Source organism: Aeromonas sp. PS2Canimalfood6, assembly GCF_048276795.1.
Lineage (GTDB): Bacteria > Pseudomonadota > Gammaproteobacteria > Enterobacterales > Aeromonadaceae > Aeromonas > Aeromonas caviae.
In genome coordinates, this window is the sequence record NZ_JBLUXC010000043.1 from 12,250 (window position 1) to 38,308 (window position 26,059).

Genomic DNA, 26,059 nt, shown 5'->3' on the forward strand with positions numbered 1-26,059 from the left:
GCTTTGTCAACATCTGCGCGAGTCAGCTGGCCTGGATGGGGGCCGTCACGTACTTGAACAGGAAATCCGTCACCTCTTCCCGGCTCGGACGCTGCGGCTGATTGATCATCTGCATCATCACATAGCCAAAACCGGTCAGGGAGCGGGCCAGATCCTGCGCCGACAGCACGCTCTGAATCTCGCCGTTGTCGATGGCCCGTTGCAGGTGGGGGGCAATGCGCTCCAGCGCCTTGTCCAGCAGCCGGGTGTAGCGAGGCCACACTTCTTCCCGCACCGAGGAGCTCCACTCCAGCCAGATGCTGGCGTGATCGGGCTTGTCATAGGCGGCGTCAACGAACAGCTTCACGTGGCGGTGAATGCTCTCCCTGGCGGAGCCCTGACCGTTGTAGGCCTGTTCGAGGATCTGCTGTACGAAGGCTTCGATTTCTGTCAGCACTTCGTCGACCAGATCTTCACGAGTATTGAAATAGTTAAAAACGGTCGCAACCGAGACCTTTGCCTGTTCGGCTATCTCGGCATGCCCCGCACGGCCGATGCCGCGACGGGAAAATACCTCGACGGCACACTCCATCAATTGATCACGGCGAGCCTCCGGCGAAAGCCGGGTTCGACGTCTTATTTCTGCGCGTGGTTCCATAGTTTTTTCATCTAATAGTTATTGATTATGGTGTTTATAGTATTGTCACCGATAATGCCCGAAGGCTTGCTAACTCTATCAATTAAAATAAGCCGATAAAAGCATCACGTATGCCTGACGCCCACTGGTTGGAGTGGTAGAATCCTCGGTTTTGACGTTAATGAACGGCCAATAACCCTTTGGTCATTATTGGAGTATGTGATGAAACACATTGTCGAGGTGATGATCCCCGAGGCCGAGGTTGCAGCCCGGATCGCCACGCTGGGTGAAGAGATTACCGCCCGTTACCAGGGCTCCGAGGAAGTGGTCATGATCGGCCTGCTGCGCGGCTCCTGCGTCTTCCTGGCGGATCTCTGCCGTCAGTGCCAATTGCCCATCACCCTGGACTTTATGACTGCCTCCAGCTACGGCTCCGGTATGCACAGCACCCGTGACGTGCGCATCCTCAAGGATCTGGATGACGACATCAAAGGCAAGGACGTGGTGATCGTGGAGGACATCATCGACACCGGTTACACCCTCAACAAGGTGCGCGAGATCCTCTCCCTGCGCGAGCCGAAATCCCTGGCCATCTGCACCCTGCTGGACAAACCGTCCCGCCGCGAGGTTCAGGTGCCGGTGGACTGGCTTGGCTTCTCCATCCCGGACGAGTTCGTGGTGGGCTGTGGCATTGACTACGCCCAGAAGTACCGTAACCTGCCTTTCATCGGCAAGGTCGTACCGCAAGAGTAAGCCGGGTCCGAAGTAGCAAGGCAGGCTGGCCGGCCCGCCATCGACTGTCTTCAGGCGGCGTCACAGCCGCCTTTTCTGTCTCGAGATGGGCTCATCCATCACAGGGGTTGCAATGAACGCATTGGAAATCAGCGGTCTGAAGAAGACCTATCAGGGGGGCGTCGAAGCCCTCAAGGGCATCGATCTCACCGTCAAACAGGGGGATTTCTTCGCCCTGCTCGGTCCCAACGGGGCGGGCAAATCCACCACCATCGGCGTGATCAGCTCACTGGTCAACAAGAGTGCCGGCAAGGTGAAGGTATTCGGTCATGACATCGATACCGATCTGGAGCTGGCCAAGTCCCAGCTCGGCCTGGTGCCCCAGGAGTTCAACTTCAGCCAGTTCGAGAAGGTGAGCCAGATAGTGACTCACCAGGCCGGTTTCTATGGAGTGCCGCGGGCCGAGGCCAAGGTGCGCGCCGAGAAGTACCTGCGTCAGCTCGATCTGTGGGACAAGCGCGACATGGCGGCCCGCACTCTCTCCGGTGGCATGAAGCGCCGGTTGATGATCGCCCGCGCCCTGATGCATGAGCCCAAGCTGCTGATCCTGGATGAGCCGACCGCCGGGGTGGACATCGAGATCCGCCGTTCCATGTGGAGTTTCCTCAAGGATCTCAACGAGCAGGGGGTGACCATCATCCTGACCACCCACTACCTGGAAGAGGCCGAGATGCTGTGCCGCAACATCGGCATCATCGACAAGGGCCGTCTCATCGAGAACACCAGCATGAAGAGCCTGCTCGGCAAGCTGGGTCGCGAGACCTTCCTGCTGGATCTGGTGCCGGGCTCCAGCGTTCCGGCCCTGCCCGAGTTCAACGGCCGGATGCAGGATGAGAACACCCTGGAAGTGGAGCTGGAGAAGAGCCAGTCCCTCAACAGCCTGTTCGAGCAGCTCTCCGCCCAGGGGGTGAAGGTGCTCAGCATGCGCAACAAGGCGAACCGGCTGGAAGAGCTGTTCGTCAATCTGGTAGAGGAGGGTCGCAAAGCATGAACCCCATGACCTATTACATCGCCTTCAAGAGCATTCTGGCCAAGGAAGTGAGCCGCTTCACCCGGATCTGGATCCAGACCCTGGTGCCGCCCGCCATCACCATGAGCCTCTACTTCGTCATCTTCGGCAACCTCATCGGCTCGCGCATCGGTGACATGGGTGGCTTCAGCTACATGGAGTTCATCGTGCCCGGCCTCATCATGATGTCGGTCATCACCAACTCCTACTCCAACGTCGCCTCCTCCTTCTACAGCGCCAAGTTCCAGCGCAACGTGGAGGAGCTGCTGGTGGCGCCGGTGCCCAACTACATCATCATCGCGGGGTATGTGGGCGGTGGCGTGGCGCGCGGCCTCTGTGTCGGCCTCATCGTCACCCTGGTGTCGCTGTTCTTCGTGCCGCTGCAGATCCATCACCTGTTCAGCGTCTGCGTGACCGTGCTGCTCACCTCCATCCTCTTCTCCCTGGGGGGGCTCATCAACGCGGTGTTCGCGAAGTCGTTTGATGACATCAGCATCATCCCGACCTTCATCCTGACTCCCCTGACCTATCTGGGGGGCGTCTTCTACTCCATCACCCTGCTGCCGCCGTTCTGGCAGGGGGTTTCCCAGGTGAACCCCATCATCTACATGGTGAACGCGTTCCGCTACGGCTTCCTCGGGATCTCCGACGTGCCCCTCGGCACCGCCTATCTCATCATCATCGGCTTCATCCTGGTGCTCTACGGGATGGCCTGGTGGCTCATCTCCCGCGGCACCGGTCTGCGCCACTGAGGCGCGCACCTGCCAGCAAAAAGGCGCCCTCGGGCGCCTTTTTATTTGCACATGTCGGTCTCAGAGGGCCGGGGCATCGTAGTCCGCGGGCTCGTCGCTGTAGACGCAGACGTTCCACTTGGCCGCGAGGCCATCATCCGCGAGGCAGTAGCGCTCGAAGAAGGCCTTGATACCGGCGCGCTGGCAGTGGGCCTCGAAGCTCGCCATGTCGCGCCAGATCTCGTTGAAGACGATGGGGAAGCTCTCCCCCTCGGCAAAGGGGCTCTGGATATGGCGGGTGACGATGTACTGCAGGCAGCCATCTTCACGCAGGGTGTCGGGTTCGAGCCCTTGCAGGACGCGGAACAGGGCCTGCTCCTGGCCCGGCTTGGGCTGGAACTGGGCGATGCAGTAAACCTTCTTGGACATCGTGGTCTCCTTGCCGTGTCTCAACCCCGCAGGGCGACGACCCGGTTGTCGATGAGGCGGGCCTTGCCCAGATAGGCGGCCATCAGGATCACCAGGCGCTGGCTCTCGGCGCTGGCGGATTCCAGGGTGTCGGCATCGACGATGTCGATGGCATCCGTCCTGAATCCCGCGTTGTCGAGGCGCTGGCTGGCCTGGGCAACCAGGGAGGGAAGGTGACTGTTCCCCGCTTCAATCTGCCCGGCAATCCAGTTCATGGTGCGCGCGAGCTCGGGGGCAATGGCCCGTTCGGCAGCGGTCAGATAGCCGTTGCGCGAAGAGAGGGCAAGCCCGTCTTCGGCCCGCACGGTCGGCACGCCCACGATCTCGATGGGCATGGCCATGTCGGCCACCATCTTGCGAATGAGCGCGAGCTGCTGGTAATCCTTCTCGCCAAAGCAGGCCACGTTCGGCTGTACCAGATTGAACAGCTTGGTGACCACGGTGCTGACCCCGCGAAAATGCCCCGGACGCAGCGCCCCTTCCAGCAGGCTGGAGATGCCGGGCACCTCGACGAAGGTCTGGCTGGCGAGCCCCTGGGGATACATGATCTCCGGCGTCGGGGTGAAGACCAGGTCGACACCGGCGGCCTCCAGGGCGGCGCAATCCTGCTCCAGGGTGCGGGGGTAGTTGGCGAGATCCTCGGCCTTGTCGAACTGCAAGGGGTTCACAAAGATGCTGACCACCACCTTGTCGCCATGGCGGCGGGCCTCCTCGACCAGGGTGAGATGACCCTGATGCAGATTGCCCATGGTGGGCACGAATGCGATGGCGCGGCCTTCGCGATGCCATTGACCGATCTGCTCGCGCAGCGCGGCGGGATTGTTCACAACCAACATCGTCAGTTCACCTTCAGATGAATCAATAAAAGAGGGGGTCGTCAGGGGGGAGTGAGAGACGGGGGCACAGGCCCCCGCGCTCATGACGACAGAAAGTCAGTTGAAGCAGTGCTCGGGGCCGGGGAAGGTCCCCTCGCTCACCTGCTGCACGTAGAGACGAATGGCGGCACGCATGTCACCGGTCTCGGCCAGGAAGTTCTTGGTGAACTTGGGCACATAACCGGAGGTGATGCCGAAGGCATCGTGCATCACCAGGATCTGGCCGTCGGTGGCAGGGCCGGCACCGATGCCGATCACCGGAATGCGCAGCGCCTTGGTGATGCGCTCTGCCAGAGAGACGGGCACGCACTCGAGTACCAGCAACTGGATGCCAGCCGCTTGCAGCTCCAGCGCCTGGCGGTAGATCTCCTGGGCGTGGAACTCGTCGCGCCCCTGCACCTTGAAGCCGCCAAACACGTGGACGGATTGCGGGGTCAGGCCGAGATGGCCGCACACCGGCACCCCGTTACGGGTGAGGTGGCGGATGGAGTCACACAGCCAGTCCCCCCCTTCCATCTTCACCATGCGGGCACCGGCCGCCATCAGGCGCGCCGCGTTCTGGTAGGTCTGCTCCGGGGTGGCGTAGCTCATGAACGGCATGTCGGTCACCACCAGGGCATTGGTGGTGCCGCGCACCACGCAGCGGGTGTGATAGACCATCTCGTCCATGCTGACCGCCAGGGTGTCGTCTCCGCCCTGCAATACCATGCCGAGGGAGTCGCCGATGAGCAGCACCTGGGCGCCCTCGTCGTCGAACAGCTTGGCGAAGGTGGCGTCATAGGCGGTGATGGCGGTGATTTTCTGTCCGTCCTGCTTCATCTTCTGCAGGTGGGTAGTGGTGATCTTGCTCATTACGTTGTTCCTACTCTTCTCTACTCGCCTGCTGCACCGGCCAGGATCGCGAGTCCATTGCGCGGGCAGCGGGCAACCAGTTCGGTGAGCGGGGTGCCGCAGGGCAGCACCAGGGAGGGGGCTATCTCGGCAAGGGGCAGCAGGACGAACTCCCGCTCCTTCATGCCATAGTGAGGCACCGTCAGGCGCTCATGCCGGATGACCTCGTCGCCGTACAGCAGCAGATCGAGATCCAGGGTCCGGGGGCCCCAGCGCTCATCCTTGCGCACTCGCCCCTGTGCCTGCTCGATGCGCTGCAGCTCGTTCAGCAGCGTCAGGGGGCTGAGGCGAGTGGCAAGGCGCGCCACGGCATTGACGTAGTCCGGCTGATCCGCAGGGCCCATGGGGCGGCTGCCGTAAAGGTGGGAGGTCTGCAGCAGCTCGGACTCGGGCAGGGTCGCCAGCGCGGCGATGGCGCGACGAGCCTGGCCGAGGGGGTCGGCCAGGTTGGAGCCGATGGCGACGAAGACCTCGATCATCGGCGGATCCTTACTCTGCCGACTTCGGCTTGCGGCGACGGGGGCGACGGCGGTTGCGGCCATTGCCGCTGCGCTTCTCGCCATCACCGCTGCGGGAGTCGGCGCGCTCGCCGCTCGCCGGGCGGCGGGTCGCCTCCCGTTGCAGTTGCGGGCGCACGTCCGGGTTGGAGGCCACATAGCGCTCCCACCAGCTCGCCAGCTCGCCGAGGCCGCGCTCGACCCGGTTGCGCAGCAACAGGAAGTCGAAGGCCGCACGGAATTTCGGGTGCTCCATGGCGCGCTCGGGGTGTTTGCCCTGGCGGCGGGTCAGGCGCTGCTGCAGGGCCCAGATGTCGCGCACGTCCGTGGTGAATCGGCGCGGCACGGCGATGATCCGCACCTGGTTGTCCAGCACCTCGTTGATGGCCAGCATGAAGGCATCGTACCAGGGCAGACCGCTCTCGTTTTCCAGCACCCGGCCGCGGGCCTCGACGGCGCCCCACAGCAGGGTGGCGTAGAGGAAGGCGGGGGTGACGCGCTTCTCTTCACGGACCCGGGCATCGGTGTCCATCAGCGCCTGCTCGATGAACTGCTCGTAGGGCGAGTTGCCGTGGGGCGTGAACAGGGCGGCTACCTGGGGGAACAGCGGCTGGAACAGCCCGTATTCCCGCAGCAGCTTGTAGGTGGCCAGCCCATCCCCCGCCAGGAACAGCTTGAGGGTCTCCTCGAACAGGCGGGCGGCCGGGATGTCCTGCAGCAGCGGGGCCAGCTCCCGGATGGGCGCGGCGGTGCGCGGGCTGATGGTCATGTCGAGCTTGGCGGCGAAGCGCACGGCACGCAGCATCCGCACCGGATCTTCCCGGTAGCGGGTCTCGGGGTCGCCGATGAGCTCCAGTCTGCGCGCGGCCAGGTCTTCCAGCCCACCCTCGAAATCGTGCAGGGTGAAATCCTTGGCGCTGTAGTAGAGGGCGTTGACGGTAAAGTCGCGACGCTCGGCATCCTCTTCGATGGTGCCGTAGACGTTGTCCCGCAGCAGCATGCCTTCATCGGACTGGGCCGACACATGCTTGCTGGTATTGACCTGATGGTGGTGGCCCCGGAAGGTGGCCACTTCGATCACGTCACGACCAAAGACGATGTGGGCCAGGCGGAAACGGCGGCCGATGAGGCGGCAGTTGCTGAACAGCGCCTTGATTTGCTCCGGCGTCGCGTCGGTGGCGATGTCGAAATCCTTGGGGGTCTTCCCGAGCAGCAGGTCACGGACGCCGCCGCCGACCAGGTAGGCCTCATAGCCCCCCTTGTTCAGGCGATAGAGCACCTTGAGGGCATTCTCGCTGATCTCTTTGCGCGAAATCGGGTGCTGGTCACGGCTCAAGGTACGGCGCTGTCCGGCGACACGGGCCGGAATGGGGGACTCCACCGACTGCTCGCCGTCTTCCTTGCCGAGCACTTTGCGGCAAAAGTTTGCGATCTGGGAAAAAATGGTACACCTCGTTATGACTTCAAATTGACGGGAGGCCAAAAAAATAGCGGCCTATCATAGCTCAGCCCCAACCAAATGAGAAACGGTGTGGCCTGCTTCCCCTTGATTGGTCCTTTTGGGGCAAGAAATGCAGCCGGGGCTAGCTTTGCCCTTGCGGGATCTTCTGCTGGCGGGGCACCCGGACCAGCTGCCAGTGGGCGATGCCCCAGCCGATGATCTCGTCGATCCGGCTCGCCATCAGCTCGGGCGGCGGGCACTGACCGAGAAAGTGCAACGCCTGCCACAGGGCCGGTCGTACCTCGTCCTGCGACAGCGCCGGCGCATGGTTCTGCTTGGAGAGCTTGTTGCCATCCGCTTGCACCGCCAGCGGCAGATGCACCCAGGCGGGCACCTCTGCCCCCAGGGTCTGGTAGAGGGCAATCTGGCGCACAGTGGGCTCCAGCAGATCGGCGCCGCGGACGATCTCGGTGATGCCGCTGTCCATGTCATCCACCACCACCGCCAGGTTGTAGGCGTAGAGCCCGTCCCGGCGGCGCACGATGAAGTCCTCCTCCGCCAGCGCCGCGGGGACGGTGATCTCTCCCTGCAGCGCATCCTCGAACCGATAGACCGGGTGGTGCTGGCGCAAACGGGCGGCACACCCCTCGGCGGTCAGCCCCAGGGTGCGGCAATGACCGTTGTAGAACCCCCCTGTGGCCATGATTTCGCGCCGGGTACAGCGGCACCAGTAGAGATCCCCGGCCCGATAGAGCTGATCGATGATCTCGTCATAGCGGCCATGGCGCGCGCTCTGGAACATCACCTCCCCATCCCAGCCAAGACCGTGTGCCTCCAGGGTGGTGAGGATAAGGTCAGCCGCTCCCGGCATCTCCCGCGGGGGGTCGATGTCTTCGATGCGCACCAGCCAGCGTCCCTGCTGCGCCCTGGCCTGCAAGAAGCTGCCAAGGGCGGCGACCAGGGAGCCGAAGTGGAGCGGACCGGACGGTGAGGGGGCGAAGCGGCCCACATAGGGGCGTCGGGAGGGGGGGGATGTCATGACCATGGCAATTCGGGTAGGCGATGCATTGAGGCTGCATTCTGGGACGGCCCGACCAAAAGCTCAATAAAAAAGGGAGCCTGGGCTCCCTTTTCGTTCCTGTGGATGGGCGGCATCAGCCAGCCATCTGTTTTTCCTTGATCTCGGCCAGCGTCTTGCAGTCCACGCAGAGGTCTGCGGTCGGACGGGCTTCCAGACGGCGGATGCCGATCTCGATGCCGCAATGCTCGCAGTAACCGAAGTCATCTTCTTCGAGCAGCAGCAAGGTTTTCTCGATCTTCTTGATCAGCTTGCGTTCACGGTCGCGGGTGCGCAGTTCGAGAGCAAACTCTTCTTCTTGCGCGGCGCGATCCACGGGATCCGGGAAGTTGGCAGCCTCATCCTTCATGTGGTCGACGGTGCGGTCAACTTCCTGCATCAGTTGGTTGCGCCAGGCTCCCAGGATCTTGCGAAAATGTACCTTCTGTTGGTCATTCATGTACTCCTCACCGGCTTTCATCTGGTAAGGCTCTACACCCGCAATGGCCAGGGGGCCCAGAGATTTCCTGTTTTCGCCTGTTGGCATGCCCTGTCTCCTAATTCAGCACGCTACCCGTGCCATCCATAAATTGAGGGCGACATCTATAGCAGAAGGGTCAACGGGAGGCAAACAAGCCTTATCAATAATGTTACCCAGTTCTGCATTTATTCTCCGCCCTCGGGTAGCATATGGTCAGATTCAAATGGGATAAAATCCTGAGCCACCATGCCCTGCACCCCAACATGGGGGCGATAGCATAAAATTTCAACCCCTGCCGCCATCGCCTGTTCAACAAGCTGACTATAGTGCGGATCGATATGGGCTGCAGGGCGCATTCTCGCGATGCCGGAGTGCAATACCATGAACAGCAGCACGGCCCGGTGCCCTGCCGCCTTCATGGCCATTAATTCACGCAAGTGCTTGGCGCCGCGGGTGGTGACCGCATCGGGGAAGTACCCCATGCCGGGTTGCTCCCGCTCGTCGAGCAGGGTGACGGATTTCACCTCGATGTAACAATCCGGCCTGTGGTCATCTTCCAGCAGCAGGTCGATGCGGCTGTTCTCTTCCCCGTATTTCACTTCGGTGCGCAGCCTGGCATAGCCTGCCAGGGGGGCGAGGGCGCCCTGTTCGATGAGCTCTCGGGCGATCTGGTTGGCACGGGCCGTGTTGACGCAGATGAAGTGACCCGCCGGGCTCTCGGCGATTTCCCAACTGTTTGGCAGCTTGCGCTTGGGGTTGTCGGATGTGGAGTACCAGACCCGGGTGCCCGGCAGGGCGCAGCCGGTCATGGCGCCGGTATTGGCGCAGTGGATGGTGATCACCTCGCCGTTGTCGAGCGCGACATCCGTCAGGAAGCGCTTGTAGCGGGAGATCAGCTGCCCGGACTGCAGGGGGGGATCGAAGATCATGGGGTGAGCTCCTCGCGGTGCGGGTTTTTGACGCGGGCCCGCAGTGGCCAGCAGGCGAGCGGTTCATAGTGGACGCCGTCCGGCGTGCTGACGGATTGATAGAGGCAGAAGCGATCGGCCCTGAGCAGAAAATCCGGCGCAGGCAGCTCGCCGGGGGCCTCGCCCGCCTTGCGCGACAGGGTGACGTGGGGGCGATAGCCCTGCTCGCCGTTGCCCAGCCCGAGTTTTTCACCGTGGCGGCGCAGCGCCTTCGCGAGCACGGTCAGCTCGTTCGGCCACTCACCGGGTCCCACCCAGGCGGCTTTGGCGCGCTGAAACCAGCCGGTCTGATCCAGATGGACGCTGAAAGGGGGGCAGTGCTGTCGCTCGGCGGCCGCGATCAGGCGAGCCTGGGTCGTTTCGTCGGCCTCCCCGAGAAAGGCCAGGGTCAGGTGCAGGTTGCTCTCGGGCACCGGTTGGCCGGGCCAGGGGCGCTGGTCTCGCCAGGTCGCAAGCTCGGGGGCAAGCTCTGGCAGGGGCAGGGCAAAGAAGAGTTTGGGCATGCGGCGTGTCGGTCCTCGTGATGGGCATCGGATAAGGGCCATTCTATGGCAGCCGCTCCCGGGATGTCTTGCCGTGTTGCACCTGACGCTTCCTGCCCCTGCCCGGCAGGGGCGCTTACGATGGCCGGGAGGCTGTGGCAGAATGGACCCCTTTTCAGAAGTGTCACAGAAGGTGCCCATCGCTTTGTCTTCCCTCCCCATCGTCCCGGTGTTGCCCGAACTCTTTGCAGCCCTCGACAACCATACCAGCGTGATCCTGCAGGCGCCCCCCGGCGCGGGCAAATCGACCCTGCTGCCCCTGGAGCTGGTGCGTCAGCACCGGCTGCCCGGGCGCATCATCATGCTGGAGCCCAGGCGCCTCGCGGCGCGCAATATCGCCGGCTTTCTGGCGCGCCAGCTCGGGGAGAAGGTGGGCGAGCGCATCGGTCTGCGGGTGCGTGGCGAGAGCCGCACCAGTTCTGCCACCCGGCTCGAGATCGTCACCGAAGGGGTGCTGACCCGGATGCTGCAGAAGGATCCTGAGCTCACCGGTGTGTCGCTCGTCATCTTTGACGAGTTCCACGAGCGCAGCCTGCACGCCGATACCGCGCTGGCCTTCGCCATCGAAAGCCAGCAGGGGTTGCGCGATGATCTCAAGCTCTTGGTGATGTCCGCCACCCTGGATGGCATGGCCCTGGAGCGCCTGCTGCCAGGTGCCCCCGTGGTGCGCTCCGAGGGGCGCGGCTTTCCCATCGAGTACCACTATCGCCCCGCCAATCGCCAGCAGTGGTTGGAGCCTCAGGTCGGCGCCGTGGTGCTGGAGGCGCTCGCCAGTCAGGCTGGCAGTGCCCTGGTGTTTCTGCCGGGACAGGGGGAGATAGAGCGGCTGGCACAGTGGCTGGAAGGGCGGTTGCCAGGGGATGTGACCCTGGCTCCCCTTTATGGCCGTCTTGACCTCGCGGCCCAGCAAGCGGCCATCGAGCCTGCGCCTGCGGGTCGTCGCAAGCTGGTGCTCACCACCAACGTGGCGGAGACATCCCTCACCATCGAGGGGATCTCCGTGGTCATCGACAGCGGGCTGGAGCGGCGCGCCACCTTCGACATCAAGAGCGACGTCACCCGGCTGGAGACCCGGCCCATCGCCAAAGCCTCCGCCACCCAGCGGGCGGGGCGGGCAGGGCGGCTTGGCCCCGGCGTCTGCTACCGGCTCTGGAGCTGCGAGGTGCAGGAGCGCCTCGCCGAGCAGAGTCCCCCCGACATCCTGACGCAAGAGCTCACCGGCCTGCTGATGGACGCCGCCCAGTGGGGGGCCCGGGTGGAGGCGCTGCCCCTGCTGGACATGCCGCCCCCTGCCGCCGTGGCCAGCGCCCGGCGGTTGCTGGTGGCCCTGGGCGCCATGGCCCCGGAGGGTGAGCAACAACTTACCCCGGCAGGCCGTGCCATGGCTGCCTTCGGCACCCATCCCCGCCTCGCCCGCATGTTGCTGCGGGCCCGGGAGCTGGAATCCGAGGGTCTGACAGGGATTGTCGCCGATGCGGCTTTCCTGGTGGCGCTGCTGGAAGAAGATCTGCGAGGATCGGAGCGCCTGTCCGTGCTGTTCCACCGCCGTCAGGGCGCCCTGCGCCAGGGGGCGGCCCGCTGGTTCGAGCGGCTCGGCGTGCGGGCAAGCAGCCCGCAGGGTCAATGGCTGGGGTTGCTGTGCGCCCTCGCCTGGCCCGATCGCATCGGCAAGCTGCGCAGTGGCAGCCGCTATCAGCTCAGTGGCGGGGTGAGCTGCGATCTGGTAGAAGGGCATCCCTGCCAGGGGCAGGGGGCCATCGTGGCCGTCGAAATGGGTCAGAACGAGCGCGGCAGCCGCATCTTCATCGCCGAGCCGGTGGTGCTGGATGAGCTGGTGCGCCAGCTGCCCGAGCTGGTCGGCGAGCGCCAGTGGTTCGACTGGGACGATCGGGAGGAACGGGTGCGTGCGGAGCGCCAGCAGGTGCTCGGCGAGCTGGTGCTCGGCCAGCGGCCGCTGACGGATCTCTCCGATGAACAGAAGGGGCGCTGCCTGCTGCAGGGCATCCGGCGCAAGGGGCTGCACGTGCTGCCCTGGGACGAGAGCAGCGAGGGGCTGCTGGCCCGCTTGCGCTGCGCCCGCGACTGGCTGCCCGGCGAAGCCTGGCCCGCCATGGATGAGGAGAGCCTGCTGGCCGACCTCGAGCAGTGGCTGCTGCCGGCGGTGAGCGGCATGACCCGGCTGGAGCAGTTGAAGCGGCTCGACATGAGCGACATCCTGCGCCAGTCTCTGCCCTGGCCCCTGCCAAGGCGGCTGGACGAGGCGCTGCCGAGCCACTTCACCGCACCGACCGGCAGCCGGGTGCGGATCCGCTATCAGCCGGGTCAGGCGCCAGCGATCCCGGTGCGCATCCAGGAGATGTTCGGGCTGGGCGCCACCCCATGCGTGGCCGATGGCCGGGTGCCCCTGGTGGTGGAGCTGCTCTCCCCGGCCCAGCGCCCCTTGCAGATCACCGCGGATCTCGCCGCCTTCTGGGCGGGATCCTATGAGCAGGTGAAAAAAGAGATGAAGGGGCGCTACCCCCGTCACTACTGGCCGGACAACCCGCTGGAGGCGATGCCGACCCGGGTGACCAAGAAGAAGATGGGATTGCAGGAGTAGCCGACGGGACAGTGATCGGTCGGTACGATCAGAACAAGATGGCGGTGGCACAGTCCCCCTCCACAACAGGCATCGCAGGCCGCTCGCATCAGCGGGATGGCGAGGAGAACGACAAGAGGATTTATGGCAACCCAACGACGCAAGCGCACGCCCAAGAAGGCGGCGCCCAAACGCACCATCTGGCGCACCCTGTTCTGGCTGGGCTTCAAGCTCTCTCTGGTGGTGGCGGCCTTCATGGTGGTGTTTGGCATCTATCTCGACACCAAGGTGCGCGAGCGCTTCGACGGCGAGAAGTGGCAGTTGCCGGTGATGGTCTACAGCCGCCCGCTGGAGCTCTATCCCAGCCAGCGGCTCTCCCAGACCCAGATGCTGCGCGAGCTCAACATGCTGAGCTACAAGCAGGTGCGTCAGCCCCATACCCCGGGTGAGTACGCGGTGAGCGGCAATCGCATCGAGCTGGTGCGCCGGCCGTTCGAGTTCCACGACGGTGCCGACGGTGCCCGTGGCCTGCGCCTCACCTTCAACGGGGCGCGCCTCGAGGGGATCCAGTCCCTGGAGAACCAGCGCCAGCTCGGCTATGCCCAGATGGACCCGGTGCTGCTCGATCGCCTCAACACCGAGGATCGGGAAGACCGCCTGCTGGTGCGCCTTTCCGAGGTGCCGGACAGCCTGCTGGTGACGCTGCTCACCACGGAAGACAGGGACTTCTACCAGCACGGCGGCGTTTCGCCGGTGGCCATCATGCGCGCCATGGCAGCCAACCTGCTGGCGGGGCGCACCGTGCAGGGGGGCAGTACGCTCACCCAGCAGCTCGCCAAGAACTTCTTCCTGACCCGTGAGCGCAGCCTGTGGCGCAAACTGCAGGAAGCCTACATGGCGGTGCTCATCGACTACCGCTACAGCAAGGACGAGATCCTGGAGGCCTACCTCAACGAGGTCTATCTGGGGCAGAACTTCTCCCAGGGGGTCTACGGCTTCGGGCTCGCCTCCTACTTCTACTTCGGTATTCCGGTCAACGAGCTGGACATCGATCAGGTGGCCCTGCTGGTGGGCATGGTGAAGGGCCCCTCCTATTACGATCCCTGGCGCTTCCCCGACCGGGCCAAGGCGCGCCGGGATCTGGTGCTGAAACTGCTGGCGGATCACGGCAGCCTGACCCAGGCCGAGTATGACCTGGCCAGCAAGCAGCCCCTTGGCATCATCGCCCGCGGCCAGATGAGCTATGGCCGTACCCCGGCCTTCATGGGGCTGCTCAAGCGGGAGATCCAGAACCGCTTCGGCCCGGATCTGCTCAAGCAGTCCGGCCTCAAGATCTTCACCAGTCTGGATCCCATCGCCCAGCACGCCGCCGAGCAGGCGGTGGAGTCGGGTCTGGCCACCATCGAGAAGCAGCGTGGCAAGAAGAAGCTGGAGGCGGCCATGGTGGTCTCCGACTGGCACAAGGGCGAGGTGGTCGCCATGGTGGGGGGACGGGATCCCCGCTACGCCGGCTTCAACCGGGCGCTGGATGCCCGCCGTCAGATTGGCTCCCTGGTCAAACCGGCGGTCTACCTGACCGGCCTCTCCAACGGCCTGACCCTGGGCACGCCGCTTAAAGATCAGCCGATCCGGATTCGCGGCCAGGATGGCCAGATCTGGACGCCGCAGAATTACGACCGCAAGTTCCGCCAGAGCGTGCCCCTGATGGAGGCGCTCGCCAGCTCCCTCAACGTGCCGACCGTCAACCTCGGGATGCAGATAGGCCTGGACAAGGTGGTGGATACCCTGCACAAGCTGGGGGTGCAGCAGGAGATCCAGCCCTATCCGTCCCTGGTGCTGGGGGCGGTGGCGCTCTCGCCCATGGAGGTGAACCAGATGTACCTGCCCATTGCCAACCAGGGGTTGACCCAGCCCCTGTCGGCCATCCGGGCCGTGGTGAATGGCGAGGGGCGCCAGCTCTACCAGCATGACGAAGCGGCCAAGCGAGTGACGGATCCCCAGGCAAGCTGGCTGACCCTGTTCGCCATGACCAAGACGGTGAGCCAGGGGACGGCCCGGGCGCTCGGTGCCAAGTTCCCCGGGGCCACCATGGCCGCCAAGACCGGTACCACCAACGAGCTGCGTGACTCCTGGTTTGCCGGGATGGACAACAACGAGCTGGTGAGCGTCTGGGTCGGCCGTGACGACAACACCCCGGCCGGGTTGACCGGTGCCAGTGGCGCCTTGCAGCTGTTCAGCGGCTACATGAGCCAGCGAGGGGTCAACAGCCTGGGGCTGAAGATGCCCGAAGGGGTGAGCTGGGCCAACTTCTCCCGCTCGAGCGGTGCCCGGGTGGCCAGCGATTGTCCCGGCAGTCTCCAGGTGCCGGCCAAGCTGGCCGGTCTGGCCGAGCCCATGAGCTGTGCCAGCCCGGTTTCGGACCCGGCGAATGCCCTGGACAACTGGTTCAACGGTTTCTTCAACTGACGAAGACGGGCAGCGCAGGCTGCCCGTTTTGCAAGGATTGCCATGACCCATCCCCTGTTTGAGGCCATCCATCACGTGGCCATCATCGCCAGCGACTATCCGCGCTCGCGCCACTTCTATCACCAGGTGCTGGGGTTGCCCATCATTGCCGAGACCCTGCGGGCCGAGCGTCAGTCGTGGAAGCTGGATCTGGCGCTGCCGGACGGCAGCCAGCTGGAGCTGTTCAGCTTCCCGGCGCCGCCGCCGCGCCCCTCCCGGCCGGAGGCGTGCGGGTTGCGCCACCTGGCGTTTCGGGTGGCGGATCTCGACCGGGTCATCGCCCACCTGGAGCAGCACGGGGTGGAAGTGGAGCCGGTGCGGGTGGACGAGCTGACCGGCAAGCGCTTTACCTTCTTCGCCGACCCCGACGGCCTGCCGCTGGAGCTGTACGAGGCAGCGCGTTAGGCTGCCTGCTGCAATCTGGGTGATCGGTTTGACCATGAAAAGGCCGCCCTGGGAACAGGGCGGCTTTTTTCATGGGGTTGGAGAGGGGATCATGCTGTGGTCAGCAGGGCGACCGCCACCGCCATCACCATCATGCCGAGCCAGCCGACGGGTCTGAGGCGCTCGCCGAACAGCAGCAGGCCCCCGAGGGCGGTGCCCAGGATGCCGATGGCGCCCCAGGTGGCATAGGCCACGGCCAGATCGATCTTGCCGGTACTGACCGCCTCGCTGAGCAGCGTGAAGGCACAGAGCACCAGCAGAATGCCGAGGACGCCCCACCCCTTGTCGCGAAAACCGATGGAGCGGTTGATCGCCATGTTGGCGCCGATATCCAGCAGGGCGGCGCCCAGTACGATGATCAACGGGTGCATGGGGCTTCCCTCCTCTGGCGGGTGGGGGCTGGTACATCATGGGTCTCGCCCAGGGTCACCATGACAATCCCCACTATGGCCAGCGCCAGTCCGATCCACTCCTGGATGCTCAGCTCGTAGCCGAGGAACAGGACGGAGACGGCGGTGATGAGGGCGATCCCCAGCCCTTCCCACAGCGCAAACGCGATACCAATGGAGATTGTCCTGGCGGCCTTGGCGAGCAGCAGGTAGGAGAGGGTGATGAGGAGCCACATCGGCAGATAGTGGATCCAGCCGCTCTCGCTCTTTGGGATCAGGGCCATGGAGGAGGTGCCGGCGACCTCGGTCAGGATGGCCCCCGTCAGGAAGAGGCGGGCCAAAAGCAGGGGACGGGATGACATGCAGTTTCCTTCTGTTGCTGCGACGAAGAGAGGATAACGGCACCCGAAACGGGCAAGGTTATCGCTGAGCGTCGAGAAAGCTGTCGCTGCCTGTTTGCCTTGGGGGCGGACCAGGGGATAAGGTGGTGATGGAATAATCTGCCGCCAGTTTGAAGTCATGAAGCTAAATCAGATACAACTCTTTGTAGAAACAGCAGACAGTGGTTCGATAGCCAATTCCGCCAGACGACTTGGCAAGAGTCGCAGCGCCGTGAGCTCGGCGATAGCAACCCTGGAGGTGGAGCTTGGCGTCGAACTTTTCGAACGAGGGGCGAATCAGAGCCGGCTGACCGAAATCGGCGAGCAAGTGCTGGACGACTGTCGGCGGCTGTTGCAGGCCGCCAACAGCCTGAAGCTCAAGTGCGAGCACCATGCCTCCGGTGCCGAGGTGGCGCTGCGGGTAGCCCGGGACGACGCCATTCCCGAGGTGGTATGGCGCGAGATGCTGGGGGCGCTGCGTCGCCAGTTTCCGGGCACCAGCATCTCCCTGGTGCTGGCCTCACCGCCGGAGCTGCCGGCCCTGGTGGAAGAGGGGTTCGTGGATGCCGCCTTCGGCCTCATCACCGAGGAACAGGAGCGCAGCGGTCTTTGCATCGACGTGCTCAACCCGATCCGCACCCTGATGGTGGTCGCGCCAAGCCACCCGCTGGCTGGGCTGAAGCGGGTGTTGCAGCAGGATCTGACCGATCACACCCAGGTCACTCTCTCTTATGTGGACGCGTTTTCGGTCAAGAGCCTGCTGCCCATCGGAGGGCAGCATATCGGGTTGTCGAGTTTCGAGCTGATGCGGGATGCGGTGCTGGATGGTTTGGGTTGGGCGGTGCTGCCTTCACCCCTCATCCAGAGCCAGCTGCGCCTGGGAGAGCTGCTGACCCTGAAGCACAAGTTCAGCCTGCAGTGGCGCGATTACGGAGTCTATCTGTCGGAGAACGCCCATCACGGAAAGGTGCTGGCTTGGCTGAAGAAGGCCATAGAAGCCTATCTCGAACCCTTCGAGTAGCCGCCAACCGGGGCGGGCCCCCCGGTTGGCAGTGAGAGGGGATCAGCGCAGGCCGTGACGGGGGACGCGCTGGCGGGAGCGAAATGGCAGCAGCAGGAGGCCGAGCAGCAGATCCCCCGCCAGGGAGGCCAGCAGACCCGCCGCCACGCCGCAGAAAATGGCGGCCTGTTTGAGGGGGACCACATAGCCGTAGTTGTGCAGGGTATCCTGCCAGAGGGCGGGATCGGCGCGCAGCAACAGGTGGGAGAGCTGCTGGTACCAGGGGCTCTCCCGCACGGCGATCTCCCCCTGAAGGTGCTGCTGCTGGTTCACCAGTTGCTGGAGGCTGGTGGCATCCTGGGTGAAGACGGGATCCTGGCTGGCACCGTAATGGGCGACCAGCGCCTGCAGATCGCCATTGAAGTGCTGGTCCGCCGTGCGCTGGAAGGGGGCCAGCGCCAGACCTGCCTGCTGCAGCCGGGCATCCAGCCGCTGGAAGTAGAGATCGACCAGCCCGGGGATCTGTATACCTGCCAGCAAACCGAGGGCAAACAACATCATGCGAAGGTAGCTGCGCATCATCATCATCCTGAACGAAGGGAGCGCCCATACTAGCCGCAACCGGTGGGTGAGCCAAGGAGGGGGCGCGCTTGCCCACCTGGTCGGCGGTGCCAAAATAAGATCCGATGGAATACCTTTGTTACACGAATTCTTACACTTTTGTGATGCAAGTCATCTTGCGGCTGGCCTAGAATGAGCGTTTTTCGAAGGACACGTCGGCATGAGCAAGTTCATTCCTTTCTATCTGGCCGGGGGCCTCATCGCCTTCAGTTGGGGCGCCCTGCCTGAGCACGGCCCCTGGGATGGGTGGGATCTCGCCCTCTTCCAGCTGGTCAATGGCTGGATTGGCCACTCCCCCCGTTGGGCCGATCTGGTGGCCATCACCAACAACCGCTTGTTCGATCTGGCCGCGCTGGCCTGCATGGGCGGGATCCTCGCCAGTTGCTTCTTCCGTGCCGACGGGCAGGAGCGCCGTCGTCTGGTGGCCATGGGGGTCGTGATGCTGTTGGGGGCTCTGGTGATCAATCAGCTCGGGCATCTGTTGCCGGTCAGCCGTCCCAGCCCCACCTTGATGGTGGACGGGGCACTGCGCCTGACCGAGATCAGTGCGATTCCCACCAAGGACTCCGCCGGTGACAGCTTCCCCGGTGATCACGCCCTCTTCCTGATGATCTTCGCCGGTTTTGCCCTGCGCTATCTGCCGCGCTGGGCCGGGGTAGTTGCGGTGGTGATGGTGCCCCTGTTTTCGGCGCCCCGCATCCTGGCTGGTGCGCACTGGATGACGGACGTCTATGTGGGCGCTCTTTGCCTCTCCCTGATCTGCCTGCCGCTGCTGTTGCTCACTCCCGTGTCGGATCGCCTGATCGACCGCCTGGCTCCCCGGCTGCCACGCTGGATTGCCTGACGGAGAATGAAAAAAGAAGGCGGGTCACCCCGCCTTCTTTCGTTTACGCCTCACCGGTGCTGTGGTCGTCGCGAAATGACCAGGACTACGCCCGATGAGCCCGGGCTGTCGCCCTCCCAACCAGTATGGATAGCCCCATTCGGGTTCTGCCAGCCAAAATAGTCGCGGCCAAACGTTTGCACCCGTCGTCTCATGATCCTGGCCAGGATTTTTTCCCTCCGCTGCCTTAGAATCGCCGCCCGTTGTTGGAGGTCTCCCCATGCTTGTCACTTTTCTGCGTCTCTTGTTTATCGGTTGTGCCCTGGTCTTTCTCTTTATGCTGGTCCGTGCCTGGTGGCACAAACGGCGTCATGGCCAGCTCGAAGCTACCCCTTTCTGGCCGGTGGCGGCCATCGGTTTTGTGGCCAATTTTCTCGATACTCTGGGGGTGGGGAGTTTTGCGGTGAAGACCGCCTGCTACAAGCAGTTCAGGCTGATCGATGATCGGCTGCTGCCCGGTACCCTCAACGGCCAGTGCGTGCTGCCGACCGTGACCCAGGCTCTCATCTTCATCGGCGTGGTCAACGTGGATCCCGTCACCCTCATCAGCATGATGGCGGCTGCGGCGGCCGGTGCGGCCTGGGGCGCCCGTTACGTGGCCTCCTTTGATCGCCAGACCATCCGGCTGGTAATGGCGGTCTCCCTGCTGGTGGTTGCCGGTCTCATCTTTGCCGGTCTGCTCGGGCTCTTCCCCCTCGGTGGCGAGGCCATGGGGCTGAGCGGTTACAAGCTGGGGATCGCCCTTGCCGGCAACTTCCTGTTCGGAGCCCTGATGAACGTCGGTATCGGCCTGTTCGCCCCCTGCATGACCCTGGTCTATCTGCTCGGCATGAACCCGCTGGTGGCCTTCCCCATCATGATGGGATCCACCGCCGTGCTCAGCGTCTTCTCGGCGGGGACCTTCATCCGCAAGGGGGCTTTCGATGCGCGGGCCGTGCTGGCGGTGGCCATCTTCGGCCCCATCGGCGTGGTGCTGGCGGCCATGCTGGTCAAATCCATGGAGATGGAGATGCTCAAATGGCTGGTGGCCTTCATCGTCATCTATACCTCCTGGACCATGTACGCCTCCTGGCGGGCGGCGCGGCGACAGCCAGCGCCCGCGCTGGCAGAGGCGACGAGCTAGCTGGCGTCGGCGAGGCCCGCCTGCACGGGCACCCCGCGTTGGTATGTCATCCCGCTCGCCCGGTCCTGGCGCGTCTTCTGATGCCTCTGGCAGCCCCCTCCGAGTGGGCAGTCTGCTGGCTGGAGGCGACCAGTGCGGCTTCCGCCCTGGCACCGAGAAACACATAGAGCCCCAGCGCCAGCAGCAACCCCACGGCGCACCCCATCACCCCCACCGCAGGCCAGAGCAGTTCGCTCTGGCCGAGGGATCCCTTGAACAGCAGCAGCAACCCCTCGATGGAGACCGCGATCAGGATGGCGGCGATAAAGCGGGTAATGGTGCGCCGGATGGCGCTGTGGCGGAAGATGTCCTTATGCAGCAGCACCTCCTCTTCGAGGATGGTCTTGCCGAGATCGAACACCGCCAGCGCGAGCGTGAGGAAGATGATGGCGCTGAAGGCGCCGAGCCGGTTCTGCTGGGTGCCGCACAGGAGCAGATAGAGCTGTTCCAGCCCGTGCCAGATGAGGGTGCCGACGATGAGAAACAGGGCCAGACTCAGGACGACGTAGACGGCCCTGAACCAGGGAATGGCGCGCCGCCGCTCCCTGTCCCCCATCAGCCAGGCGATCAGCTGGTGCAGGTTGACCTCCAGCTCCCGGCCATGGCCCTGCACCAGCAGGCGCAGCTGCCCCTGGGCCGCCGGAACGGGCGCCAGTATGGCTGGCCTGATCTGGGGGGCCAGGCTCTTCACCTCCTCGACGAAGGCATAGGTCTTGAGAGACGCCTCGGGGAGGGTGAGCAGCCCCAACAGCAGGGGGGCCAGCTCGGTTTCGTACTCCTGATAGCGCCGCAGCACATCGATGGGGCTCATCTCTGCCATATACACCTCGGTCCAATGGGCTCCTGAAACAGGGACCTGCAAATTGTGGGCCCGATTTATGACAGCCCGTGTACGGCGCGGCGCACCAGCAGGTGGCAAGGTTCCGGTGAGGGACTTAAGGATGCACCACTATGGTGCCTTGTCGGGACGAGCAAACAAAAAAAGGGCCCCATCGGGGCCCTCTGCACATCTTGCGGCTTGTCAGCCAGCCAGCTTGGCGAAGCTGCGCTCGGCGGCCGCCAGAGTGTGTTCGATCTCCTTGTCGCCGTGCGCCAGCGACAGGAAGCCCGCCTCGTAGGCGCTCGGTGCCAGATAGACACCCTCCTCCAGCATCAGGTGATAGAAGCGCTTGAAGCGTTCCATGTCGCAGCGGGTCACCTGCTCGTAGCGGGTGATCTCGGGCTCGTCGGTGAAGAAGAAGCCGAACATGCCGCCGACGTAGTTGATGGCAAGCGGGATGCCGTGCCTGGCGGCGGCCGCTTTCAGCCCTTCGGCGACACGGGCGGTCTTGGCGCTCAGCTGCTCATAGAGGCCCGGCTCCAGCAGCAGGTCCAGCATGGTGAGGCCGGCGGCCATGGCCACCGGGTTGCCGGAGAGGGTACCAGCCTGATAGACGGGGCCGGTCGGGGCGATGTGCTGCATCACCTTCTTCTTGCCGCCGAAGGCGCCGACCGGCATGCCGGCACCGATGATCTTGCCGAGGGTGGTGAGATCCGGGTCGATGTTGTAGTGGCCCTGGGCGCCACGCAGGGAGACGCGGAAGCCGGTCATCACCTCGTCCAGGATCAGCAGGGCGCCGAACTCGTCACAAATGGCGCGCAGCCCTTCCAGGAAGCCTGGCACCGGCGGGATGCAGTTCATGTTGCCGGCTACCGGCTCGACGATGATGCAGGCGATCTCGCTGCCGTACTGGGTGAAGGCTTCGCGCACCGAGTCCAGATCGTTAAAGATACAGGTGAGCGTGTGTTTGGCGAAATCGGCCGGTACGCCCGGGCTGTTGGGCTGACCCAGGGTCAGGGCGCCGGAGCCGGCCTTGACCAGCAGGGAGTCGGCGTGGCCGTGGTAGCAGCCTTCAAACTTGACGATCTTGTCGCGGCCGGTGTAACCGCGGGCCAGCCGGATGGCGCTCATGGTCGCCTCGGTGCCTGAGTTGACCATCCGCACCTGCTCCATGGAGGGGACGATCTGGCGCACCTTCTCGGCCATCAGCACTTCGATCTCGGTCGGGGCACCGTAGCTCAGTCCTTTCTCCACCGCCTTGATGACCGCGGCCTTGATGGCCGGGTGGTTGTGGCCGAGCAGCATGGGGCCCCAGGAACCGATGTAATCCACATAGGCCTGGCCGTCCACGTCATAGAGGTAGGCGCCATCGGCGTGATCGATGAAGCGGGGTGTGCCGCCGACCCCGTTGAAGGCGCGGACCGGTGAGTTGACGCCACCGGGAATGGTCTGGCGGGCCTGTTCAAACAGCTGATCTGATTTTGACATGGATCATCCTTAATGGGATTTTGGTCGTTACCCGGGCGCAGGCTGCCGATTGCGGCTCGGCAGGGGATGGCGGGAGGAGTATGCTTTGCGCTCTCGCCCCGGACTCTCGCCCGTGATACATGAAACGGGCCGACTATAGCAGAAAGGCCCAGAGCTGGGCAGCCGAGGCCGAGGTGTGTCTGGTCCTCGTTAGATGAGCGTGATTATCCATGGAGCAACAAGCCATTCCTTCCGCCGACGCGGCCTCGCTGCGTCGTCCTCCAGTCTTGCAGCGCCTGATACGGCGGGACAAGATGCCGCTGCTGGTGCTCCTGCTGGCGGCCCTGGTCGGCCTGCTGGCAGGCCTGGTGTGCGGACTGTTCGAGTCTTGCGTTCACTGGCTGGCCCAGCAGCGTGTCGACTTGCTGGCCGATCGCCCCTGGTGGCAGCTTGGCCTGCTCGGCTTTGGTTTCAGCGCCCTGCTGGGGTTGGTTGGCTATTTCCTCACTCATGCCTTTGCCCCCGAGGCGGGGGGATCCGGTATCCCGGAAATTGAAGGGGCCATGGACGACCTGCGCCCGGTACGCTGGTGGCGGGTGTTGCCGGTGAAGTTTTTTGGCGGGGTCTGTACCCTGAGTTCCGGCATGGTGCTGGGGCGGGAGGGGCCCTCGGTGCAGATAGGGGGTAACCTCGGCAAGATGGTGGCGGATATCTTCCGGTTGCCCAAGGAGCATGGCCATGCCCTGCTGGCTGCCGGTGCGGCGGGTGGTCTCGCCGCGGCCTTCAATGCCCCGCTGGCAGGGATACTGTTTGTCATGGAAGAGATGCGACCGCAATTTCGCTACTCCTTCCTCGCCATCAAGGCGGTCGGGATTTCGGCCGTCATGGCGACCCTGATGCTGCAGAACATGAAAGGGCAATCCCCCGTCATCATGCTGCCTCATTACGACGCTCCGGCCTTGAAGGCGCTCTGGCTGTTTCTCTTCATGGGGGGCTGCTTTGGTGTGCTGGGGTTCGTCTTCAACAAGCTGGTGCTCGCCTGTCAGGATGGTTACCTGGCATTGCATCAGAACAAGCGCCACCGCTTCGTCATCATCGGCATGGGGGTGGCTGGAACCTTTGGCATGCTGTCGCTGTTCGCCCCTTCGGTCACGGGAGGGGGAATCGAGCTCATCCCGCATCTGACGGGGGGAGACTATGCGATGGCGACGCTCTTCATCATCTTCTCGGTGCGACTGATGGGTACCCTCATCTGCTTTTGCTCGGGGGCCCCTGGTGGTGTCTTTGCGCCGACCCTGGCGCTGGGCACCCTGTTCGGGGTGATCTTTGGTCACCTGTTCCACTCTGCATTTCCCGATCTCGGCATCGAACCGGGTGCCTTTGCCATCGCCGGCATGGGGGCGCTCTTCGCCGCCACCGTGCGTGCCCCCATTACAGGCATCGTGCTGGTGACAGAGATGACAGACAACTATCAGCTGATCTTGCCCATGATGATCACCACCATAGGGGCAACCCTGGTGGCGCAGTGGTTGGGGGGGCGCCCTATCTATTCCCAGATCCTGGAGCGAACTTTACGGCTTGCTGCGCGTCAAAACCGGGGTGAAAGCAGCATCGCGACCGGTTAACTCTTTGTTTATCCGTATCAATCCGGCATGGTCGCGTATAGTGAAAAGAAACCGGCCGTGTTGATGTCGGCATATAGAAGAGGCCTTATGTCCCAAATCGTGAAGTTATTGGTGGTGCTGGCCGTGGGGGCATGTATCGGTTATGTCGTCGGGAACAGACAGGAGCTGGCTCAGAGCAGCCTGATGACGGTGCAGCAAGAGACGTTGGAGCGTCAGAGCAAGGCCATTGCACAACTGAAGACGGATCTCGGCGTCAGGGAGACCCTGCTGGCGACCCAGAAGGCCGCCTTCGAGCAACTTCAGCAGACGCTCAAGGATCAGGAAGCTCAGGTACAGGAGCAGAAACGCCAGCTGGCCTTCTTCGAGCGCATCATGCGTCCCACCGGCGAACAGGTGGGGGTATCCATCGACAATCTGACATTGCAGGAGACGAGTGTGCCGGGTCGCTACCACTATCGTCTGGCGCTCACTCAACCCGCCAAGAAGCGGGAGCTGTTTCGGGGACAGGTGCAGATCCGGCTCGAAGGCAGTCTGGCTGACAAGCCCAGGATCCTCAGTGGCCGGGATCTTGGCATGAAGGTGGGGGAGGGACGCTACGCGTTGCGATACTTCCAGCTCTTGGAGGGCAATTGGCAGCTTCCCTCAGGCTTCATCCCGGACAGGGTGAGAATCCTCATCCCGAAGGAGGGTCGGCAACCGGCCCAGGAGCTGGTGGCCGAGTGGAACGAGGTGCTCAAGCCTCTGGTCGCTCAACCAGTCCCCTTGCCGGCAGCACAGTAAGAGAGTGGTGAATACTTGAACTAAATGGTCGGGTATTGGATAATTTCGCGGTTTCCATGTTTGTGGATGTAACGGTTGTGAGGTCAGCAATGAGTGCAGTAGCAGAAGCCCCCTTGCCCATCCAGATGACGGATGCGGCAGCCAACAAGGTAAAGACCTTGATCACCGAAGAAGAGAATCCCGAACTCAAGTTGCGGGTCTACATCACTGGGGGGGGCTGCTCCGGTTTCCAGTACGGTTTCACGTTTGACGAGAAAATCAATGATGGCGATACCGTGGTCGAGAAGAGCGGCGTCACCATGGTGATCGATCCCATGAGCCTGCAATACCTGGTCGGCGGCAGCGTGGATTACACCGAAGGCCTGGAAGGTTCCCGTTTCACCGTGACCAACCCCAACGCCACGACGACCTGCGGTTGCGGTTCAAGTTTCTCCATCTGATCTATAGCAGCGTGATATGAAGGGCCCCGAGGGGCCCTTTTCATTTTTGTATGCCTGGCGTGGCTGGCATGTAGATCTTGATGTGGCGAAAACGGGTACCGATTGGTAGTGATAGAGAAGGTGTGCGGGCTCATTTAGATGAATCGTTGACGGCTTTTTAGTCTGATTGGTTGTTGATTAAACACCTGAACGTCTTTTTCAAATAAACACGTAGTTTTCGCTTGTCAGCGAGAATCATATCCCTATAATGCGCCTCCATCAGCACGGCGCAGTGCGTGTATGGTCCACCTTGCAAAGCAAGCTGGTGAGGGTTATAGTTTCAGACCCTGCTCTTTAACAATTTGAATCAAGCAATCTGTGTGGGCACTCACAGCATCGAGCATCAAAAACAATTTTTGATATCAATGTCTGATGAAGTGACCAAAGCAACGAAAGTTGCAGCAGTTAATTCAGCAATTCATTGAGCCGCCTTAATTGGCAACCAAACTTAAATTGAAGAGTTTGATCATGGCTCAGATTGAACGCTGGCGGCAGGCCTAACACATGCAAGTCGAGCGGCAGCGGGAAAGTAGCTTGCTACTTTTGCCGGCGAGCGGC

General features: G+C 63.3%; 27 protein-coding genes and 1 rRNA gene. 13 read left to right on the forward strand and 15 right to left on the reverse strand.

What is annotated here, in order from left to right; genetic code table 11:
* Positions 1-22: 22 nt before the first annotated feature.
* Positions 23-637 carry a TetR/AcrR family transcriptional regulator gene (locus ACNPAA_RS15770; protein WP_029314803.1) on the reverse strand — a complete coding sequence of 205 codons (615 nt, stop codon included), beginning with the start codon at positions 635-637 and terminating at the stop codon, positions 23-25.
* Between the two features lie 201 nt (positions 638-838).
* Between ACNPAA_RS15770 and hpt the strand changes: the two genes are divergently transcribed.
* The 3 genes from hpt to ACNPAA_RS15785 all read left to right on the forward strand — a co-directional run bounded on the left by hpt (position 839) and on the right by ACNPAA_RS15785 (position 3,169).
* Positions 839-1,369 (forward strand): hypoxanthine phosphoribosyltransferase, encoded by a 531-nt coding sequence (gene hpt / locus ACNPAA_RS15775; protein ID WP_010675579.1) that lies wholly within the window; start codon positions 839-841, stop codon positions 1,367-1,369.
* Positions 1,370-1,481: 112 nt separating this feature from the next.
* Positions 1,482-2,399: an ABC transporter ATP-binding protein gene (locus tag ACNPAA_RS15780; RefSeq protein ID WP_045521939.1), complete on the forward strand. Its 918-nt coding sequence runs from the start codon at positions 1,482-1,484 to the stop codon at positions 2,397-2,399.
* Positions 2,396-3,169 carry an ABC transporter permease gene (locus ACNPAA_RS15785; RefSeq protein WP_010675577.1) on the forward strand — a complete coding sequence of 258 codons (774 nt, stop codon included), beginning with the start codon at positions 2,396-2,398 and terminating at the stop codon, positions 3,167-3,169. Before ACNPAA_RS15780 ends, ACNPAA_RS15785 begins: the two co-directional genes overlap by 4 nt.
* Before the next feature lie 60 nt (positions 3,170-3,229).
* On the opposite strand, the gene ACNPAA_RS15790 is transcribed toward ACNPAA_RS15785, so the two are convergent.
* From ACNPAA_RS15790 to thpR, 9 genes are all read right to left on the reverse strand, one after another.
* The gene (locus ACNPAA_RS15790) at positions 3,230-3,577 is read right to left on the reverse strand and encodes a putative quinol monooxygenase (RefSeq protein WP_010675576.1); all 348 of its coding nucleotides are present in this window, start codon (positions 3,575-3,577) and stop codon (positions 3,230-3,232) included.
* Positions 3,578-3,597: 20 nt separating this feature from the next.
* On the reverse strand, positions 3,598-4,452 hold the full coding sequence (gene panC, locus ACNPAA_RS15795; protein ID WP_039040846.1) for a pantoate--beta-alanine ligase: 855 nt from the start codon (positions 4,450-4,452) through the stop codon (positions 3,598-3,600).
* A gap of 96 nt (positions 4,453-4,548) precedes the next feature.
* Positions 4,549-5,343 (reverse strand): 3-methyl-2-oxobutanoate hydroxymethyltransferase, encoded by a 795-nt coding sequence (gene panB / locus ACNPAA_RS15800; RefSeq protein ID WP_039040847.1) that lies wholly within the window; start codon positions 5,341-5,343, stop codon positions 4,549-4,551.
* A 20-nt stretch (positions 5,344-5,363) separates the two neighbouring features.
* Positions 5,364-5,861, reverse strand: a complete 498-nt coding sequence (gene folK / locus ACNPAA_RS15805) for a 2-amino-4-hydroxy-6-hydroxymethyldihydropteridine diphosphokinase (RefSeq protein ID WP_279987617.1) — start codon at positions 5,859-5,861, stop codon at positions 5,364-5,366.
* Between the two features lie 10 nt (positions 5,862-5,871).
* On the reverse strand, positions 5,872-7,362 hold the full coding sequence (pcnB, locus tag ACNPAA_RS15810) for a polynucleotide adenylyltransferase PcnB (RefSeq protein ID WP_041211098.1): 1,491 nt from the start codon (positions 7,360-7,362) through the stop codon (positions 5,872-5,874).
* A gap of 100 nt (positions 7,363-7,462) precedes the next feature.
* Positions 7,463-8,365, reverse strand: a complete 903-nt coding sequence (gene gluQRS / locus ACNPAA_RS15815; protein WP_279987618.1) for a tRNA glutamyl-Q(34) synthetase GluQRS — start codon at positions 8,363-8,365, stop codon at positions 7,463-7,465.
* Positions 8,366-8,474: 109 nt separating this feature from the next.
* Complete coding sequence (gene dksA / locus ACNPAA_RS15820; protein ID WP_029314801.1) at positions 8,475-8,924, reverse strand: RNA polymerase-binding protein DksA; 450 nt, start codon at positions 8,922-8,924, stop codon at positions 8,475-8,477.
* A gap of 119 nt (positions 8,925-9,043) precedes the next feature.
* The gene (gene sfsA, locus ACNPAA_RS15825; protein WP_042016305.1) at positions 9,044-9,787 is read right to left on the reverse strand and encodes a DNA/RNA nuclease SfsA; all 744 of its coding nucleotides are present in this window, start codon (positions 9,785-9,787) and stop codon (positions 9,044-9,046) included.
* Entirely contained in the window at positions 9,784-10,329 is a 546-nt protein-coding gene (gene thpR, locus ACNPAA_RS15830) for an RNA 2',3'-cyclic phosphodiesterase (RefSeq protein WP_223925325.1), read from the reverse strand. Before thpR ends, sfsA begins: the two co-directional genes overlap by 4 nt.
* A 184-nt stretch (positions 10,330-10,513) precedes the next feature.
* On the opposite strand from thpR, the gene hrpB reads away from it, so the two are divergent.
* From hrpB to ACNPAA_RS15845, 3 genes are all read left to right on the forward strand, one after another.
* Positions 10,514-12,967, forward strand: a complete 2,454-nt coding sequence (gene hrpB, locus ACNPAA_RS15835; protein ID WP_417891859.1) for an ATP-dependent helicase HrpB — start codon at positions 10,514-10,516, stop codon at positions 12,965-12,967.
* 123 nt (positions 12,968-13,090) lie between these two features.
* Positions 13,091-15,412, forward strand: a complete 2,322-nt coding sequence (gene mrcB / locus ACNPAA_RS15840; protein WP_010675566.1) for a penicillin-binding protein 1B — start codon at positions 13,091-13,093, stop codon at positions 15,410-15,412.
* A gap of 42 nt (positions 15,413-15,454) precedes the next feature.
* Positions 15,455-15,856 carry a VOC family protein gene (locus ACNPAA_RS15845; RefSeq protein WP_010675565.1) on the forward strand — a complete coding sequence of 134 codons (402 nt, stop codon included), beginning with the start codon at positions 15,455-15,457 and terminating at the stop codon, positions 15,854-15,856.
* 89 nt (positions 15,857-15,945) lie between these two features.
* Here the strand turns inward: ACNPAA_RS15845 and ACNPAA_RS15850 are convergent, their stop codons facing one another.
* Both ACNPAA_RS15850 and ACNPAA_RS15855 read right to left on the reverse strand, forming a co-directional pair.
* On the reverse strand, positions 15,946-16,266 hold the full coding sequence (locus ACNPAA_RS15850) for an SMR family transporter (RefSeq protein WP_042016297.1): 321 nt from the start codon (positions 16,264-16,266) through the stop codon (positions 15,946-15,948).
* Entirely contained in the window at positions 16,254-16,646 is a 393-nt protein-coding gene (locus ACNPAA_RS15855; RefSeq protein ID WP_042016295.1) for a DMT family transporter, read from the reverse strand. The genes ACNPAA_RS15850 and ACNPAA_RS15855 overlap by 13 nt, the downstream gene beginning before the upstream one ends.
* A 157-nt stretch (positions 16,647-16,803) precedes the next feature.
* On the opposite strand from ACNPAA_RS15855, the gene ACNPAA_RS15860 reads away from it, so the two are divergent.
* Positions 16,804-17,685: a LysR family transcriptional regulator gene (locus ACNPAA_RS15860; protein ID WP_182956920.1), complete on the forward strand. Its 882-nt coding sequence runs from the start codon at positions 16,804-16,806 to the stop codon at positions 17,683-17,685.
* A 42-nt stretch (positions 17,686-17,727) separates the two neighbouring features.
* On the opposite strand, the gene ACNPAA_RS15865 is transcribed toward ACNPAA_RS15860, so the two are convergent.
* Positions 17,728-18,243, reverse strand: a complete 516-nt coding sequence (locus tag ACNPAA_RS15865) for a DUF2937 family protein (RefSeq protein ID WP_182956925.1) — start codon at positions 18,241-18,243, stop codon at positions 17,728-17,730.
* A gap of 202 nt (positions 18,244-18,445) precedes the next feature.
* On the opposite strand from ACNPAA_RS15865, the gene ACNPAA_RS15870 reads away from it, so the two are divergent.
* Together ACNPAA_RS15870 and ACNPAA_RS15875 are read left to right on the forward strand one after the other, a co-directional pair.
* Entirely contained in the window at positions 18,446-19,129 is a 684-nt protein-coding gene (locus ACNPAA_RS15870; protein WP_010675560.1) for a phosphatase PAP2 family protein, read from the forward strand.
* A gap of 259 nt (positions 19,130-19,388) precedes the next feature.
* Positions 19,389-20,291: a sulfite exporter TauE/SafE family protein gene (locus tag ACNPAA_RS15875; RefSeq protein ID WP_052815229.1), complete on the forward strand. Its 903-nt coding sequence runs from the start codon at positions 19,389-19,391 to the stop codon at positions 20,289-20,291.
* A gap of 46 nt (positions 20,292-20,337) precedes the next feature.
* On the opposite strand, the gene ACNPAA_RS15880 is transcribed toward ACNPAA_RS15875, so the two are convergent.
* Both ACNPAA_RS15880 and hemL read right to left on the reverse strand, forming a co-directional pair.
* Positions 20,338-21,150 carry a hypothetical protein gene (locus ACNPAA_RS15880; protein WP_161470251.1) on the reverse strand — a complete coding sequence of 271 codons (813 nt, stop codon included), beginning with the start codon at positions 21,148-21,150 and terminating at the stop codon, positions 20,338-20,340.
* Between the two features lie 201 nt (positions 21,151-21,351).
* A complete protein-coding gene (gene hemL, locus ACNPAA_RS15885) occupies positions 21,352-22,638 on the reverse strand; it encodes a glutamate-1-semialdehyde 2,1-aminomutase (protein ID WP_161470250.1) in 1,287 nt (428 codons plus the stop codon).
* A 209-nt stretch (positions 22,639-22,847) separates the two neighbouring features.
* Here hemL and clcA point away from each other — a divergent pair, with 209 nt between their 5' ends.
* From clcA to ACNPAA_RS15905, 4 genes are all read left to right on the forward strand, one after another.
* Positions 22,848-24,242, forward strand: a complete 1,395-nt coding sequence (gene clcA, locus ACNPAA_RS15890) for a H(+)/Cl(-) exchange transporter ClcA (protein WP_161470249.1) — start codon at positions 22,848-22,850, stop codon at positions 24,240-24,242.
* 87 nt (positions 24,243-24,329) lie between these two features.
* Positions 24,330-25,022, forward strand: coding sequence for a DUF6776 family protein (locus ACNPAA_RS15895; protein WP_041211107.1), 693 nt, complete (start codon positions 24,330-24,332; stop codon positions 25,020-25,022).
* Positions 25,023-25,111: 89 nt separating this feature from the next.
* Positions 25,112-25,462 (forward strand): iron-sulfur cluster insertion protein ErpA, encoded by a 351-nt coding sequence (gene erpA, locus ACNPAA_RS15900; protein WP_010675554.1) that lies wholly within the window; start codon positions 25,112-25,114, stop codon positions 25,460-25,462.
* Between the two features lie 489 nt (positions 25,463-25,951).
* Positions 25,952-26,059, forward strand: a 16S ribosomal RNA gene (locus tag ACNPAA_RS15905); the annotation flags it as partial.

Coding starts and splice junctions, on each gene's coding strand:
- ACNPAA_RS15865 (WP_182956925.1), bottom strand. CDS start 18,243: ATGCGCAGCTACCTTCGCATGATGTTGTTTGCCCTCGGTTTGCTGGCA.
- thpR (WP_223925325.1), bottom strand. CDS start 10,329: ATGCCCAAACTCTTCTTTGCCCTGCCCCTGCCAGAGCTTGCCCCCGAG.
- ACNPAA_RS15785 (WP_010675577.1), top strand. CDS start 2,396: ATGAACCCCATGACCTATTACATCGCCTTCAAGAGCATTCTGGCCAAG.
- clcA (WP_161470249.1), top strand. CDS start 22,848: ATGGAGCAACAAGCCATTCCTTCCGCCGACGCGGCCTCGCTGCGTCGT.
- ACNPAA_RS15850 (WP_042016297.1), bottom strand. CDS start 16,266: ATGCACCCGTTGATCATCGTACTGGGCGCCGCCCTGCTGGATATCGGC.
- ACNPAA_RS15870 (WP_010675560.1), top strand. CDS start 18,446: ATGAGCAAGTTCATTCCTTTCTATCTGGCCGGGGGCCTCATCGCCTTC.
- ACNPAA_RS15845 (WP_010675565.1), top strand. CDS start 15,455: ATGACCCATCCCCTGTTTGAGGCCATCCATCACGTGGCCATCATCGCC.
- ACNPAA_RS15780 (WP_045521939.1), top strand. CDS start 1,482: ATGAACGCATTGGAAATCAGCGGTCTGAAGAAGACCTATCAGGGGGGC.
- sfsA (WP_042016305.1), bottom strand. CDS start 9,787: ATGATCTTCGATCCCCCCCTGCAGTCCGGGCAGCTGATCTCCCGCTAC.
- ACNPAA_RS15855 (WP_042016295.1), bottom strand. CDS start 16,646: ATGTCATCCCGTCCCCTGCTTTTGGCCCGCCTCTTCCTGACGGGGGCC.
- ACNPAA_RS15895 (WP_041211107.1), top strand. CDS start 24,330: ATGTCCCAAATCGTGAAGTTATTGGTGGTGCTGGCCGTGGGGGCATGT.
- folK (WP_279987617.1), bottom strand. CDS start 5,861: ATGATCGAGGTCTTCGTCGCCATCGGCTCCAACCTGGCCGACCCCCTC.
- dksA (WP_029314801.1), bottom strand. CDS start 8,924: ATGCCAACAGGCGAAAACAGGAAATCTCTGGGCCCCCTGGCCATTGCG.
- gluQRS (WP_279987618.1), bottom strand. CDS start 8,365: ATGGTCATGACATCCCCCCCCTCCCGACGCCCCTATGTGGGCCGCTTC.
- ACNPAA_RS15770 (WP_029314803.1), bottom strand. CDS start 637: ATGGAACCACGCGCAGAAATAAGACGTCGAACCCGGCTTTCGCCGGAG.
- ACNPAA_RS15875 (WP_052815229.1), top strand. CDS start 19,389: ATGCTTGTCACTTTTCTGCGTCTCTTGTTTATCGGTTGTGCCCTGGTC.
- panB (WP_039040847.1), bottom strand. CDS start 5,343: ATGAGCAAGATCACCACTACCCACCTGCAGAAGATGAAGCAGGACGGA.
- hpt (WP_010675579.1), top strand. CDS start 839: ATGAAACACATTGTCGAGGTGATGATCCCCGAGGCCGAGGTTGCAGCC.
- ACNPAA_RS15860 (WP_182956920.1), top strand. CDS start 16,804: ATGAAGCTAAATCAGATACAACTCTTTGTAGAAACAGCAGACAGTGGT.
- ACNPAA_RS15880 (WP_161470251.1), bottom strand. CDS start 21,150: ATGGCAGAGATGAGCCCCATCGATGTGCTGCGGCGCTATCAGGAGTAC.
- erpA (WP_010675554.1), top strand. CDS start 25,112: ATGAGTGCAGTAGCAGAAGCCCCCTTGCCCATCCAGATGACGGATGCG.
- hemL (WP_161470250.1), bottom strand. CDS start 22,638: ATGTCAAAATCAGATCAGCTGTTTGAACAGGCCCGCCAGACCATTCCC.
- ACNPAA_RS15790 (WP_010675576.1), bottom strand. CDS start 3,577: ATGTCCAAGAAGGTTTACTGCATCGCCCAGTTCCAGCCCAAGCCGGGC.
- panC (WP_039040846.1), bottom strand. CDS start 4,452: ATGTTGGTTGTGAACAATCCCGCCGCGCTGCGCGAGCAGATCGGTCAA.
- mrcB (WP_010675566.1), top strand. CDS start 13,091: ATGGCAACCCAACGACGCAAGCGCACGCCCAAGAAGGCGGCGCCCAAA.